General features: G+C 66.0%; 15 protein-coding genes. 9 read left to right on the top strand and 6 right to left on the bottom strand.

Going from position 1 to position 13,285, the window contains the following annotated elements; translation table 11 throughout:
• Positions 1-296 precede the first annotated feature (296 nt).
• The 3 genes from AB0313_RS07965 to AB0313_RS07955 all read left to right on the top strand — a co-directional run bounded on the left by AB0313_RS07965 (position 297) and on the right by AB0313_RS07955 (position 3,118).
• On the top strand, positions 297-1,355 hold the full coding sequence (locus AB0313_RS07965) for a hypothetical protein (RefSeq protein WP_366304711.1): 1,059 nt from the start codon (positions 297-299) through the stop codon (positions 1,353-1,355).
• A 178-nt stretch (positions 1,356-1,533) separates the two neighbouring features.
• The gene (locus AB0313_RS07960; protein WP_141945734.1) at positions 1,534-1,989 is read left to right on the top strand and encodes an SRPBCC family protein; all 456 of its coding nucleotides are present in this window, start codon (positions 1,534-1,536) and stop codon (positions 1,987-1,989) included.
• A 235-nt stretch (positions 1,990-2,224) separates the two neighbouring features.
• Positions 2,225-3,118, top strand: a complete 894-nt coding sequence (locus AB0313_RS07955) for a patatin-like phospholipase family protein (RefSeq protein ID WP_366304709.1) — start codon at positions 2,225-2,227, stop codon at positions 3,116-3,118.
• Between the two features lie 55 nt (positions 3,119-3,173).
• On the opposite strand, the gene AB0313_RS07950 is transcribed toward AB0313_RS07955, so the two are convergent.
• The 3 genes from AB0313_RS07950 to AB0313_RS07940 form a co-directional block, all read right to left on the bottom strand.
• Entirely contained in the window at positions 3,174-4,535 is a 1,362-nt protein-coding gene (locus tag AB0313_RS07950; protein WP_366304707.1) for an MBL fold metallo-hydrolase, read from the bottom strand.
• 128 nt (positions 4,536-4,663) lie between these two features.
• Positions 4,664-4,948 carry a DUF427 domain-containing protein gene (locus AB0313_RS07945; RefSeq protein ID WP_307304055.1) on the bottom strand — a complete coding sequence of 95 codons (285 nt, stop codon included), beginning with the start codon at positions 4,946-4,948 and terminating at the stop codon, positions 4,664-4,666.
• Positions 4,949-5,032: 84 nt separating this feature from the next.
• Positions 5,033-5,392, bottom strand: coding sequence for a VOC family protein (locus AB0313_RS07940; RefSeq protein WP_141945740.1), 360 nt, complete (start codon positions 5,390-5,392; stop codon positions 5,033-5,035).
• Positions 5,393-5,508: 116 nt separating this feature from the next.
• Here AB0313_RS07940 and AB0313_RS07935 point away from each other — a divergent pair, with 116 nt between their 5' ends.
• From AB0313_RS07935 to AB0313_RS07920, 4 genes are all read left to right on the top strand, one after another.
• Positions 5,509-5,823 carry a metalloregulator ArsR/SmtB family transcription factor gene (locus AB0313_RS07935; protein WP_141945743.1) on the top strand — a complete coding sequence of 105 codons (315 nt, stop codon included), beginning with the start codon at positions 5,509-5,511 and terminating at the stop codon, positions 5,821-5,823.
• Positions 5,820-6,227: an SRPBCC domain-containing protein gene (locus tag AB0313_RS07930; protein ID WP_141945745.1), complete on the top strand. Its 408-nt coding sequence runs from the start codon at positions 5,820-5,822 to the stop codon at positions 6,225-6,227. The genes AB0313_RS07935 and AB0313_RS07930 overlap by 4 nt, the downstream gene beginning before the upstream one ends.
• Positions 6,228-6,330: 103 nt before the next feature.
• Positions 6,331-6,579 carry a hypothetical protein gene (locus AB0313_RS07925; protein WP_141945747.1) on the top strand — a complete coding sequence of 83 codons (249 nt, stop codon included), beginning with the start codon at positions 6,331-6,333 and terminating at the stop codon, positions 6,577-6,579.
• Positions 6,580-6,760: 181 nt separating this feature from the next.
• Positions 6,761-7,465: an SOS response-associated peptidase gene (locus AB0313_RS07920; RefSeq protein WP_141945749.1), complete on the top strand. Its 705-nt coding sequence runs from the start codon at positions 6,761-6,763 to the stop codon at positions 7,463-7,465.
• A gap of 39 nt (positions 7,466-7,504) precedes the next feature.
• On the opposite strand, the gene AB0313_RS07915 is transcribed toward AB0313_RS07920, so the two are convergent.
• The 3 genes from AB0313_RS07915 to AB0313_RS07905 form a co-directional block, all read right to left on the bottom strand.
• Entirely contained in the window at positions 7,505-7,666 is a 162-nt protein-coding gene (locus AB0313_RS07915; protein WP_160147597.1) for a hypothetical protein, read from the bottom strand.
• 335 nt (positions 7,667-8,001) lie between these two features.
• A complete protein-coding gene (locus AB0313_RS07910) occupies positions 8,002-9,753 on the bottom strand; it encodes a DUF5671 domain-containing protein (RefSeq protein WP_366304703.1) in 1,752 nt (583 codons plus the stop codon).
• Positions 9,750-10,232 (bottom strand): hypothetical protein, encoded by a 483-nt coding sequence (locus AB0313_RS07905; RefSeq protein WP_141945755.1) that lies wholly within the window; start codon positions 10,230-10,232, stop codon positions 9,750-9,752. Before AB0313_RS07905 ends, AB0313_RS07910 begins: the two co-directional genes overlap by 4 nt.
• 323 nt (positions 10,233-10,555) lie before the next feature.
• Between AB0313_RS07905 and AB0313_RS07900 the strand changes: the two genes are divergently transcribed.
• Entirely contained in the window at positions 10,556-11,926 is a 1,371-nt protein-coding gene (locus AB0313_RS07900) for an MFS transporter (RefSeq protein ID WP_366304701.1), read from the top strand.
• An 86-nt stretch (positions 11,927-12,012) separates the two neighbouring features.
• Entirely contained in the window at positions 12,013-13,269 is a 1,257-nt protein-coding gene (locus AB0313_RS07895; protein ID WP_141945759.1) for an aminopeptidase P family protein, read from the top strand.
• Positions 13,270-13,285: the final 16 nt, after the last annotated feature.

The following is a 13,285-nucleotide window of genomic DNA, read 5'->3' as shown; positions in this document are numbered from 1 at the left end:
CGCGCCCAGCAGACGCACGAGCTCTGCCCAGCTGACGCGCGAGCACGTTGTCCCCTCCCGTTCACCCGCCAGCCACCGTGGCGCCGCAAACCGTTACGGCAGGCAGAGCATTCTTTTCACGCACCCTTCCGCCCTCCAACAGTTCCTTAACGCCCGCGACTCCTTGCCGCCCGCGACGCCTCAGCCCGCTGCGCCTACATCCCGGTCCTGCCGGGAACAGTCCAGCCCGGCACATACGGGTCCGGCCCAGCCCAGTTCACCGCCAGCCCAGACCCCACGAGAAACAGGACCGTCCCATGCCCTCAAAGACAATGAAAACCACGACGGCGGCACTCACCCTGGCGTTTGGCCTCCTTGCATCCCAGCCTGCCTTCGCCGAATCAGCCAAAGCGGCGGACAACACCAGCGACAGCAACCAGGCTTTCACCTTCGCCGCCATCGGCGACATCCCGTACGGCGCCGCCGAGATCGCCAGGTTCCCCTCGCACATCCAGGACCTCAACGCGGACAAGGACCTCAAGTTTGTAGCACACGTGGGCGATATCAAGAACGGCTCCTCCCTCTGCTCTGACGAGTACTTCTCCTACATCCGCGCCCAGTTCGACACCTTCACCCACCCGCTGGTCTACACACCCGGGGACAACGAGTGGGTGGACTGCCACCGCATCAACAACGGCGCCTACAACCCCCTGGAACGCCTGGCTAAGATCCGGGAGGTCTTCTTCAACCAACCCGGCAAGACCCTCGGCGCCACCATGCCGGTGAAGTCGCAGGAGAACCTGGGGCTCCCCGAGGATGTCCGCTTCGAGAAGAACCGGGTGGCCTTCTCCGCCCTGAACGTCCAGGGCAGCAACAATTCGCTCCTGCCGTGGACCGGGCTGGGCAAGAGCACCCCGACGCCGGAACAGTTGGCCGAGGTGCAGCACCGGACGGACGCCGTCATCGCGCAGATCCACCAGACGTTCGAGGACGCCAGGCGCAGCAACGACCGCGCCGTGGTGCTGATGCAGCAGGCCGACATGTTCGATCCGTCGCTCCTCGCCGACGCCACCGCCAACCCGGAGACCGTCTCTGGCTTCCGGGAAGTCGTGCAGGCCATCGTCGAGGAGACCAATAGCTTCGACGCTCCCGTCTACCTCATCAACGGCGACAGCCACATCTTCACGGCAAACCAGCCCCTCGCCGCCGGCTCGCCCTGGCTGGATATCTACGGCGCACCCGCCGCGGACAACCTGAAGCGCATCACCGTGGACGGCGCCAACAACGCCGTGGACTACGTCCGCTTCTCTGTGGCCGGCAACAACGCCAAGGGAGGCGCCGTCCTGAGCTGGGAAAAGATCCCCTTCAGCCAGTAGGCACCCAACGGGAAGGGGTCGACGGCGGGTACCCACCCGCCGTCGACCCCTTCCCGCTTTTAGGTCTGGACACTGATGATGGGCGGACTTATCGTGCAAGGGTGGCGGCTGCCTGACCGGCAGGATGGCAAGCCTTGCCGGTCCGCTGATGCGGCCGTCCAACAGAAGGAGGCAGCAGATGGCACACGTTCAAGAGGTAGAAGAGACCGTTGAAGTCGCCGTCCCGGTGCGGACCGCGTACAACCAGTGGACCCAGTTCGAATCCTTTCCGAAATTCATGTCCGGCGTGGAGTCGATTACTCAACTGACGGACACCACCAACCACTGGATCACCAACGTGGGCGGCGTCAGGCGGGAGTTCGATACGGAAATCGTCGACCAGGAGCCTGACGACCGGATCGCCTGGCGCAGCATCGACGGCAAGTCGCACGCCGGCATCATCAGGTTCACGCCGCTGGATGCCAACCACACGAAGGTCAAGGTCCACTTCGAATGGGCGCCGGAAACCGTTACTGAAAAGGCCGGCGCGGCACTCAAGATCGACGAGATGCAGGTGAAGGCCGACATGCGGAAGTTCAAGGATTTCCTCGAGTCCCGCGGCACTGAAACGGGCGGCTGGCGCGGCGAAGTCTAGGAAAGAAGCCAGGGTGGGCGGACGACGGCGGGTACCCGCCGTCGTCCCCTTCCTGTACCTGTTGCGGACCGCGTGGCCGGTGTGCCAGGATTCCCCTGATCGTGACCCGTCCCCAGGAGGTGAGCCCCATGAACGCAGTATCCGCAATGGGTGCTCCCTCGCAGCCCACGATCGCGCGACTGAACTAGCCGCCACCGGGAGCGCCGAACAGGCTATTCGCGAAAGGCGACTCCCAATGAACTCAACACCATCTTCACAGGCCTCCTCCCAACGCGCCCTCGTCCTTGGCGGCGGCGGATCAACAGGCAACGCATGGCTGATCGGCATCCTCGCCGGCCTGGCCGATGCCGGCCTGGACGTGACCGGCGCCGATCGCGTCATCGGAACCTCCGCCGGATCCACCGCGGCCGCCCAGATCGCTGGTGCCACCCCGGCCAAACTCTATGCCGCCATTCTTAACGCACCGCTCCCGCAACGGCCCCACCCGGCGGCAGCGGCAGCTGCCGGCAATCCGGTCCCAAGCCATTTGGAGCGGACCGGCAGGATCATCGCCGCCTCCGGGAACGCGCCCGACATGCGCCGGAGGATGGGTGCGGCCGCCCTGGACCTGGCCGAAGGTTTTGACGCCTCGGAGCGGTGGCGCTCCGCCGTCGCGGCACGGCTGCCGAAACCCGAATGGCCGGATCACGAGCTGCTCATCACTGCGGTCGACGCAAAGACCGGTAAACCGGTGGTCTTTGACTGTCACAGCGGCGTGGCCCTGGTGGACGCCGTGGCAGCGAGCTGTTCCAGCGCCTCCGCCTACCGGATTGGGACCAACAGCTACATCGACGGCGGCTACCGGCGCAACGAGAACGCCGACCTGGCAGCCGGCTGCGCACGCGTGCTGGTACTGTCACCCTTCGGCGGGAGGACGAGGATGCCGCTGGAATGGGGCATGCAGCTGTCAGCGCAGGTGGAGGAACTGCGGGCAGCCGGCAGCAGGGTGGAAACCATCTTCCCGGACAGCGAAGCTGAGCACATGTTCGGGCCCAACGCGATGAACCTGTCCCTGCGCCCGGCAGCCGCGCAGGCCGGCTACAACCAAGGCAAGGCCCTGACCGGACACTTCTCGCAATTTTGGTGCTGACCACAAGGGGGGGCGCCGGGCAAAGCTGACGACGGCGGGCGCCCACCCGTCGTCGTCAGTCTCCCTTCGGGTATACCACCGGAAGGCCGGCTTTCTCTGCCCGGTGGAAGTTCCCGTCAATGTGGACCACGTCGCGGCCGGCGCGCTGGAGGAGGCTTGCCGCCACAGCCGAGCGGTATCCCGAGCCGCAGTGCACCCAGAGCCGCCCCGGAGGGACTTCGTCCATTCGCCGGAGCAGCTCGTGAACAGGGATGTTCACGGCGTCCCGGATGTGGGAGTCCTGGAACTCATCGGTGCGCCGGACGTCCAAAACGGTGTCATCCCCGGGCTTCTGCAGGACTTCCTTCCAGCCCACGCTCTCGTACCAGGAAGTGGCCGCCCCCGGTGCCACTTCCGCGGGGCCGGCGCCGATGGCTGCGTCCGGGTTGTCGATGCCAATGCGGGATAGATCCCGGATGGCGTCCTCCACGTCCTGCCGCTCGCCGACGAGGGTCAGCTTCTCGTTCCATGGGAGCACCCAGCCCAGGAAAGCGGTGAACTGGGTACCGTCGCCATATTCAAAGCTGACGCTCCCGCTGAGGTGGTTGCCGGCAAACGCGATGCGGTTCCGCAGGTCCACCACCCACTCACCGCGCCCCAGCCGGGAGGCCAGCTCATCCCCGTCCAGCGAGTCCGGCAACTCCAGGTCCGGCGCCGCGGGCCCGGCCATATTGATGGGAGCCATGTGCGCGTAGTAGGAGGGGTATGCCGTGAGGTTGTGGATGAGTTCGCGGACAAAGTGCTCTTCGTCGGGGTCGGTGAGGGCATGGTTTTCCGCCAGCTGCTCGCCGATGGTGGAGGCTTCCGCTCCACTGGCCGGTCCTGATGAACAGAAGGAACCGAAGCCATGGGTGGGGTAGAGGCCAGCGTCCTTTCCGGCTTCCTCCACCAGGCGGCGTACCGAGGCGTACTGGTGGTGGGTCAGCGGCTCGGTGTCTTCCGCGCTCACCAGGTCGGTGCGTCCCACGGAGCCGTAGAGCAGGCTGCCGCCGGAAAACACGGCCTGCCGGTCACCGTCGGTGATGATGTAGGAAAGGTGGTGGTGCGTGTGGCCGGGGGTCGCCACCGCTCTGAGGACCAGCCGCCCGACGTGCACGGTGTCACCGTCCGAAACCGGCTGCCGTTGGTACGGGACGTCGTCCTCCGCGCTGACCAGGTAGGCAGCGTTGTGCGCCCTGGCCAGCTGCAGGCCGCCCGTCACATAGTCATTGTGGATGTGGGTTTCCGCCACGTGCGTGATCCTCACCCCGGCATCGGCCACAGCCTTGTCTACCCGGTCGGTGTCGCGCTGGGGATCGATGACCACCCCCACCTCCCCGTCATGGACCAGGTACGTGCGGTCACCAAGCTGGGGCGTTTCGATCGTGACGACTTCCATGTCCCAATTCCTCCTCGAATGGGTGCTCACCTGATCGTCACGTTACCCCGCGCATGACGAGGCCGGTACCCCGCAAACTGAAGCGGACGACGCCCCGTGCCCACCCGCCGTCGCCCGCTTCAGTCCTGCTATTCCTCGATGGTGACGCCGCGCCAGAACGCGATCCGGTCCTCGATGTGCCTGGCGCGCGCCTTGGGCTCCGGGTAGTACCAGGCCGCGGCATCGTTCAGCTCGCCGTCCACTTCCAGCGTGTGGTAGCTGGCCGTCCCCTTCCAGGGACAAAAGGTGTTCTTGGTGCTCTCCCGAAGGTAGGCCGCGTTGACGGCGTCGCGCGGAAAGTAATGGTTCCCTTCCACCACCACGGTGTCCGCGGACTCGGCGATGACTTTCCCGTTCCAGATAGCCCTGACCATGAGGTTCCTTCCGTCGCTGCCGCCACAGAATCGTGACGGTACGGATCCCAACGGTGGGGTCGGCGGTCTTGTTCCCGGGGCGCCCTACTCCGGGCTCTTGTCGATGACGCAGAACCGGTTTCCGTCCGGATCCTCGAGGACCACGAAGTCGGGATCCTCGGGGTACATGTCCCAGTCGACGCGCTTGGCGCCGAGCGAGACGAGCCGTTCCACCTCCGCCTCCTGGTCATCCGCATACAGGTCCAAGTGGATCCGCGGGTGCTCCTGCACGGGGGTTTCGCTGAGCATCAGGGACAGTACCGCGCCCGGGCCCGACGCCGGCGCAAGGGTCACCCACGTATCGTCACCTTCTTCCCGGGGGACATAGCCGAGAGCGTCATGCCAGAAGCTGGTGGCGGCGGCAATGTCGTTGACGCCGAGGACAAGGGTTCCGATAGTCAACATCGGGCCAGCCTAAACCCGGCAGATGCGGCCCCGCTAGACCCGCCTGCATGGCGCGAGAACAATACCTGAACAGCCAACGATTCATACGTCGGAAATATCCGACGTATACTTTAGGGGTGCTTCCCGACGTCTTCGCCGCCGTGTCCAACCCGGCCCGGCGCGTCATCCTGGACGAGCTCCGGCACGGTCCCAGGACGGCCGGCGCACTCACCGGCCTGCTGGACCTCAGCCGGCCGGCAGCATCCGAACACCTCGCAGTGCTCCGCGAAGCAGGCCTGGTCCGGGAAGAGCGTCAGGGCAGGAACAGGGTGTACCACCTCCAGCCCGCCGGTCTGGCCGAGATCGGCGGCTGGGTAAAGCACTTCGAGCACTACTGGAACCAGCGGCTGGACGCCCTGGCAGACCTTTTGGACGAGGAGAAACCATCATGACCGAGAACGCCATCCGGCTGGAACGCCGCTACGCCCACCCCATGGAGGCGGTCTGGGCGGCGCTGACCACGCCAGAGCTGCTGGCACGCTGGTGGGCGCCGGGCAACATCGCCCCCGTAGTGGGCCACCGCTTCACCATGGACATGGACGCCTGGGGCCGGCAGCAGTGCGAAGTCCTCACCGTGGACCCCGGCACCTCCATCAGCTTCCTCTTCTCCGAAGGCCAGCTGGACACCACCATCACCTGGCGCCTGGAACCGGTGGACGGCGCCACCATCCTTCACTTCGAGCACGCAGGCTTCCAGCTCGACACCCCCATGGGCCGCCACGCGATCGAGGGCATGGGCAACGGCTGGCCGGGACTCCTCGGCCGCCTCGACGGCATCCTCGCCCAAGTCTCCTGAGGCAGTGGGTGGGTGTACGACGGCGGGAAGCGGCCGCCGTCGAACGCCCACCCAGGCTCCTTCCGCCCGTTTACTGAAGGACGGTGAAGGGTAACGATGGAGTATGACTGATTCCGAAGCCGGCGGCGCCAACGACCCCTTTGACGGCAACGACGGGATCGTGGCCGGAACCGACCACGAGGAGACGCCTGAGGCCATCGCCGAGGATGTCCGGCACGACATTCAGCTGGGCCATGTCCAGGACGACGTCAGCCATGTCCTTGAGGAACGCTTCGAGGAAGCGGGCATCCAGGTCCGGCCCGAAGAAGTGGACGACCTCGCCGAGGAAATCGAGCGCGAAGCCTCCAGCTAACCCCTGAGCCGGGCGGGCCTGAAACGGCGGGTAACGACCTGGACCAGTGCGCTGGCCGTGTTGGGCGCATGGCCCCCAGGGGTCATACCGGTGGTCCAGGTGGCCCGCCCCTTTGCACCCAGGATGATGCTGCCGGGCCGGGGTAACCGCTGACCAGGGCCGCGTCCGGCAGAATGGCCGTATGTGCGGCAGATACGTAATGTCCAAGGCCACCGGCGACCTTCTGAGCTACTTTGATGCCAAGGAAGTCGAGGGTACCCCGCCCCCGCCCAGTTGGAATGTGGCCCCCACGGAGCCGGTTCCGATAGTGGCCGAGCGGCTGGACGAAGGCGCCATCGAGCGGCACCTGCTCGTGGCCCACTGGGGCCTGGTCCCGTCCTGGGCCAAGGACATCAAGATCGGCAACAAACTGATCAACGCCCGCAGCGAGAGCATTCTGGAGAAGCCCTCTTTCCGCAAGGCGGCCGTGAAAAGGCGCGCCATTCTTCCCGCTGACGGCTACTACGAGTGGCAGAAGACGGAGGACGGCAAGAAGATTCCCAACTACCTGTACTCCGAGAAGGAACCGGTGCTGGGCTTCGCAGGCCTGTACGAGTGGTGGGCCGACCCGTCCGTGCCCCAGGATGACCCGGGCAGGTGGCTTCTCAGCTGCACCATCCTGACCACCACCGCGCAGGACGCGCTGGGGCACGTCCACGACAGGTCGCCGGTGATCATTCCCCGCGACCGCTTTGCTGACTGGCTGAACCCGGACCTGACGGACAAGAACGACATCCAGCACCTGCTGGACTCATTGCCCGAGCCCGTCCTGACGCCCCGGGTGGTCAGCACCAGGGTCAACAGCGTACGGAATGACGGGCCGGAACTGATCGAACCGGCCGAGTGACACCGGGTTCCGGAGGCCGGATCCCTGCCAGCCGTGGCTTCAGGGCCAGTCGGCGCGGGTGAAGCGGATGGGGCTTCGCAGCGTCAGAAGGCAGTCCGAGGTCCACTCCGCCACGTTGTGGCCCTCCAGCGGGTCAGGCGCAGCAACCTGCTGGGCATCCGGGTTGGTGGTGTCCTGAAGACCTTCGGCCGAGCTTTTCATATGTCCCCCTTGGCAAAACCTGTGTGCCAACCCTAGGGACCGCCTGAGGCGCAGGGAAGAGGGTTAATCCACTGGCGGGATAAACTTCGCAAATCTTGAGCAACGGCGCTGCTCTGGCCCACTGCCACCTTTCGATCTACCTTCCGGCACGCGGGAAAACAGTACTGAAGAAGGTGGCGAGAGCGTCGGCCTTGCCCTGAATTTCGGGCCAGAGAGTGGCTGTTCGTGGAGCCGCAGAGCGTGATGGCGGGACCTCTGGGAAGAACGGCCAGCGCCGGGTAGGTTTCCTTGCCTCCTTTGCCAGGACCAACGCTAGGTGGGGCTCCGCCAGCCGGCTAGGGGCGGAGGACCCGGCCAGGTGCCGGGCTGCCGCTAACGGCAGCGCTGCCGGCCGCCGCCAGCGGAATGACCTCCACCCGGGATCCAGGTCCCGCGAGCACCAGCACGTATTGCGCTGCGACCCCCTCCAAGGCGGCCGCAACCTGCGTGACGGCCTCCGCAACCCCGGGCAAAGGGGCGGACGACGGCGGAAGTCCGGGGCCGCCGTCGTCCGCCCTTAGCCAGGTGGTCACCTTGGCGCCCCCGGTGGCTTCCGTGATCCCGCGCCCGAAGGCCTCGGGGTTCACGACGCCGGCCGGATAACCACTGACCAGGGTGATCCGTTCGATGACCCTCTTGCGGATGGGGGCTGCGGCTGCGAGCAGGGCGCGGTCGTGCCGCCACAGGGCAAAGTGGTAGCCCGCCACCAGCCCCGCCGCCACCAGGAGGCCCAGCGGTGCGCGGACGCGGTCCAGCAGGCTGCCGCCGGAAACGTCGCCCAGCAGGTACTCGAAGAGCCGGTAGCCGATGACGAGCAGGGTAATGAGCGCCACCACGGCACTGACGCCAAAGAATGCCACCAGGTAGACGCGGCGGCCCGGCGGAATGTCCCCGGCGGTCCGCGGCTGGTGGCGGGGCTTCCACGCCAGCCACCAGACCGGTGCCCCCACCGCCAGTGAACTGAGGCCGCCAAGGAGCAGGGTCCGGGTGGCACCTCCGGCCAGCGGGGAGACAGCGGCCGCCAGCAGCGCATTCACCACCACCCCTACACCGGAGGCCGCTGCGGCCAGTGCCGCCGCGGACGTGACCAGGAGGCTGGCACGCCGGGTCCGGGTGGAGCGGTGGACGGAGGCGGTGCGGTGGAAGCGCCACACCAGTGCCCCGATGGCCACGGCGGCGATGGCCGGGGCGAGTGGCTCCAGCAGGTCGTTGATGGGGGCGCTGCGGTCGAATGCCAGCCGCAGGAGGACAAACAGGATCACGCCCAGCCCTCCCAGGGCGGTGATGCCGGCCATGAAGACGCCCACGCCAATGATCGTTACGTCCACCAGTCCGGTCTGGAACCTGCGGCCGCCCTCCCGGAACCAGTGCCACCACCACACCGCCGCTCCGCCGGCCGCCCAGATGAGGGACCTGATGACGTCGAACCACCAGGGTTCAAAGGCGGCCGTTGCCGTAAAACCGCGGATCGCAATGTCCAGGAGGACGCTCAGTGCGGCGATGGCAGCGCCAGCGCCCAGCAGCAGCCCAAAGACGGAGCCGATGACGGCCCTCACGTCCTCGAGGTGCGATGACGGCTTGCGGGGGTGCTTCCACATCCACCGGTGCCACCACCAGATCGCCGCCCAGACTATTCCGTTGGCCAGTGGGGACGGCCACTGGCTTTCCTGCGTGCCAATGAAAGAGGAGGCAAGATCCAGGAGCGACGCGGTGGCGATGATGAGCGAGACCGCGTACATTCCGGTCAGGTAGAGGCCCCAGCCTGGCGCCCTGCGCTCTGCCTCGTCGTCAAGCCGCCGCCAAACGAACCACCACAGCAGCAACGCCAGCGGGCCGCCGATCAGGGTGAAGGCCAGCGACAGGGCCAGTCCGGCGACGTCGCCGGAGACCAGCGTGGACGTGGTGCGGAAGAGGCGCTCCAGCAGGCCGCTGAGTCCCGACGCTGCGATCACCACCAGGGCAAACAGCAGGACATACAGGATCAAGCGGCGGAGGGTTGCCAGTCCGCCGGCCGGGGCGGGGGCTGTGGTGGCTGCGGGGGTGCTCATTGCTTCACCGGCGCTACGGCGCAGGCCACCAGCGGGTAGGGCGGCTGGTCGATCATCCATTTCCCATTCACTTTGAGGAGCGAGAAGGCGTCTTCTGTCTCGTACTCGGACGGGCCGAACGGTCCGCCCTGGGACGAATGCACGATCGAAACCCTCACGGTGGCTGAATCGGTGCGTTCCGTCGTCGAAACCAGGACCACGCGGGCTGGCCTCGGCTCGCCCGGGTAGTTCCCGCTGCACCGGCTCCTGGCACCCTCGGTGAGGTAGGACCCGGCGGCGGTCAGGTCGCCGTCGATCACTGCTTTGCTGTACCGCTGGACCACGCCGGCGGGGCTTGACTCATCCAGCGGGGCAGGCCCGCCCCGGGTGAAGACCACTGCCAGGGCCACCACCACCAGCACCACCACCACGCCCACCAGAGCGAGCAGGATCCTGTCGGGTCTTCGGGCAGTCCGGTCCGCCGCTGTGGTGTCGTCCATGGGGGAAGTATGGGGCATGCAGGGGGTGTTCGCCCGTGTCTTTTGGCCCGTATGTGGGAAGGCCGGGGACTGCACACGGAATTCGCAAGGGGCGGTGCCCCCCGCAGAGACGACGCACATTGCCAAAAAAAGCAACCTCGTTGCTTCAAACGCAACTACTTCGTGCCGTTCGATGAATGCTGCCCGATCGCTGCCACGAGCCCTTCTGTTGGAAGTAGCGCTGTAAAGCGTTTCGGAAAACTCTTGACTGTGTTGTGCGTCACGGCCTATCTTGAAACAACCACGTTGCAAGCAGTGCAACTCCAACTTTTATTGGTGGTTTCATGAGTACCGAACAAAACTCACCCGGGTCAGGAGTGGTTGCCGCTGACGCCAACCCTTCGGGCCGGGCAGGCCAGGGCACGGACAGCGCTGTGGCCCGCAAAGACGTACGACGCCGGGTGGTCACTGCCAGCTTCATCGGCAACTTCGTCGAATGGTTCGATTACGCGGTGTACGGCTACCTGGCCGCAGTCATTTCCTCAGTCTTCTTCCCCGAAGCGGACCGTCAGACCGCGCTGCTGGCTACCTTCGCCGTCTTTGCCATCTCGTTCTTCGTCCGTCCCCTGGGCGGCTTCTTCTGGGGCCATATCGGCGACAAGCTGGGCCGGCGCAAGGCCCTGTCCCTGTCAATCGTCATCATGTCCGTCTCCACGTTCTGCATCGCCCTCATTCCCGGCTACGGAACCATCGGCATGCTGGCCCCGGTCCTCTTGCTCCTGGTCCGGGTGGTCCAGGGCTTCTCCGCGGCAGGGGAGTACGCCGGGGCCTCAGCCTTCCTGGTGGAATACGCGCCGGCCAACCGCCGCGGCCTCTACGCCGCAGTCGTTCCTGCCAGCACTGCTGCCGGCCTGCTCCTTGGCTCACTGATCGCGGCACTCCTCAGCTCGGTGCTCAGCACGGACCAGCTGCACGAGTGGGGCTGGCGGCTGCCGTTCCTCCTGGCAGCTCCCATGGGCCTGATCGGCCGCTACATCCGTACCAAGCTCGAAGACACCCCGGCCTTCCGCGCACTCGCTGAGCAGGAAGAGTCCGCCCCCAAAGCGCCGGCGCTGGACATGTTCCGGACCTACCGGAAGCAGCTCATCATCGCCTGCGGAGCGGTGCTGCTCAACGCCGTCGGCTTCTACGTCATCCTCAGCTACATGCCCACCTACCTGTCCGAGGAACTGGGCTTTGGGCCCACCGAGTCCTTCCTCGCCACCACCATCGCCCTGGCCAGCTACATCGGCTTCATCTTCCTGACCGGCATCGCATCCGACCGCTTCGGCCGCAAGCGGATGCTGATCACCGCGTCAGTGCTGTTCATGCTCCTGACAGTCCCGGCGTTCATGCTGCTGGACACCGGCAACTTCCTGGTGATTGTCCTGGTCCAGATCCTGCTGGGCGGCATGCTCACCCTCAACGACGGCACGCTGCCCAGCTTCCTGGCCGAACTGTTCCCCACCAAGGTCCGGTACAGCGGCTTTGCCGTCAGCTTCAACCTCTCCAACGCGCTGTTCGGCGGGACCGCGCCGTTCATGGCCACCCTGCTCATCGGCATGACCCAGAGCAAGCTGGCCCCCGGCTGGTACCTCGTCGCAGCCTCCGCTGTCTCCCTGATGGCCGTGCTGTTTGCCGCCGAAACCTCGCGGAAGCCACTCAAACACCTCTGACCAAGGGGTCTCCACAAGCGAACCTCACTACGCAAACCAACACCGGCTGCACAACAGCAGCCGGCACCCATTAGAAAGGCACACCCGTGACCATCACCGCTGACAACGCGTCCTCCATCGCCGAACTCGAGCGCCTCAAGGTCCTCCACATCGGCTCCAAGGGCAAGCTCACGTTCTCCGACGCGGAGTTCGAGCGCCGCCTGGGCGGCCTGCGCCGGATCATGGCCGCAAAGGACCTGGACGCCGTCATCCTCACCAGCTACCACGGCATCAAGTACTACTCCGACTTCCTGTACACCACGTTCGGCCGGAACTACGCCCTGGTGGTCACCGCCGACGACTCGGTCACGGTCACCGCCAACATCGACGCCGGCATGCCGTGGCGCACCTCCTACGGCGAGAACATCGTGTACACCGACTGGCGCCGCGACAACTTCTACTTTGGCCTGCAGGAGGCCCTGCGCCAGCGCGGGGTCAGGGCCAACCGGATCGGCGTCGAGGACGACTTCCTCCCCGGCCTGACCCGCGAGAAGATCTCCGCAGCCTTCCCGGGCGCCCAGCTGCTCGACGTATCGCAGGATGCCATGCGCCAGCGCATGATCAAGTCTGCCGAGGAAATCGAGGTCATCAAGCACGGCGCCCGCATCGGCGACCTGGGCGGCGAAGCCATCCGCAACGCGATCCGTGAGGGCATCAGCGAATACGAAGTGGCCCTGATCGGCACCGAGGCGATGGTGCACGAGATCGCCAGGACGTTCCCCCACCGCGAAGTCCGCGACACCTGGGTGTGGTTCCAGTCCGGCATCAACACCGACGGCGCCCACAACTGGGCCACCACCCGCAAGCTGCAGCAGGGCGACATCCTCTCCCTGAACTGCTTCCCCATGACCTCCGGCTACTACACGGCCCTGGAGCGCACCCTCTTCCTGGGCCAGCCGGACGAGCGTTCGCTGGAACTGTGGAACATCAACGTCGAGGTGCACCGCCGCGGCCTGGAACTTATCAAGCCCGGTGCCGTCTGCAAGGACATCGCCGCCGAGCTCAACGAGATCTACATCAGCCACGGCCTCCTGGCAAACCGCACCTTCGGTTACGGCCACTCCTTCGGCGTCCTCAGCCACTACTACGGCCGCGAAGCCGGGCTGGAACTGCGCGAGGACATCGACACCGTCCTTGAGCCCGGCATGGTGGTCTCCATGGAACCCATGATTACCGTTGCCGACGGCCTGCCCGGCGCCGGCGGCTACCGCGAGCACGACATCCTGGTCATCGGCGAGGACAACTCGGTGGAGAACATCACCAAGTTCCCGTTCGGCCCCGAGCACAACATCATCGAGGCATAAGCAACTGAACAGCCGG

The sequence above is a fragment of the Pseudarthrobacter sp. NPDC080039 genome (assembly GCF_040702335.1).
Taxonomy (GTDB): Bacteria; Actinomycetota; Actinomycetes; order Actinomycetales; family Micrococcaceae; genus Arthrobacter; species Arthrobacter enclensis_A.
This window is presented reverse-complemented; position numbering and strand designations above follow the sequence as displayed.

Bases quoted from the DNA above. Each gene is read 5' to 3' on its own strand.
- AB0313_RS07965 (WP_366304711.1), top strand. From the start codon at position 297: ATGCCCTCAAAGACAATGAAAACCACGACGGCGGCACTCACCCTGGCG.
- AB0313_RS07960 (WP_141945734.1), top strand. From the start codon at position 1,534: ATGGCACACGTTCAAGAGGTAGAAGAGACCGTTGAAGTCGCCGTCCCG.
- AB0313_RS07955 (WP_366304709.1), top strand. From the start codon at position 2,225: ATGAACTCAACACCATCTTCACAGGCCTCCTCCCAACGCGCCCTCGTC.
- AB0313_RS07950 (WP_366304707.1), bottom strand. From the start codon at position 4,535: ATGGAAGTCGTCACGATCGAAACGCCCCAGCTTGGTGACCGCACGTAC.
- AB0313_RS07945 (WP_307304055.1), bottom strand. From the start codon at position 4,948: ATGGTCAGGGCTATCTGGAACGGGAAAGTCATCGCCGAGTCCGCGGAC.
- AB0313_RS07940 (WP_141945740.1), bottom strand. From the start codon at position 5,392: ATGTTGACTATCGGAACCCTTGTCCTCGGCGTCAACGACATTGCCGCC.
- AB0313_RS07930 (WP_141945745.1), top strand. From the start codon at position 5,820: ATGACCGAGAACGCCATCCGGCTGGAACGCCGCTACGCCCACCCCATG.
- AB0313_RS07925 (WP_141945747.1), top strand. From the start codon at position 6,331: ATGACTGATTCCGAAGCCGGCGGCGCCAACGACCCCTTTGACGGCAAC.
- AB0313_RS07920 (WP_141945749.1), top strand. From the start codon at position 6,761: ATGTGCGGCAGATACGTAATGTCCAAGGCCACCGGCGACCTTCTGAGC.
- AB0313_RS07915 (WP_160147597.1), bottom strand. From the start codon at position 7,666: ATGAAAAGCTCGGCCGAAGGTCTTCAGGACACCACCAACCCGGATGCC.
- AB0313_RS07910 (WP_366304703.1), bottom strand. From the start codon at position 9,753: ATGAGCACCCCCGCAGCCACCACAGCCCCCGCCCCGGCCGGCGGACTG.
- AB0313_RS07905 (WP_141945755.1), bottom strand. From the start codon at position 10,232: ATGGACGACACCACAGCGGCGGACCGGACTGCCCGAAGACCCGACAGG.
- AB0313_RS07900 (WP_366304701.1), top strand. From the start codon at position 10,556: ATGAGTACCGAACAAAACTCACCCGGGTCAGGAGTGGTTGCCGCTGAC.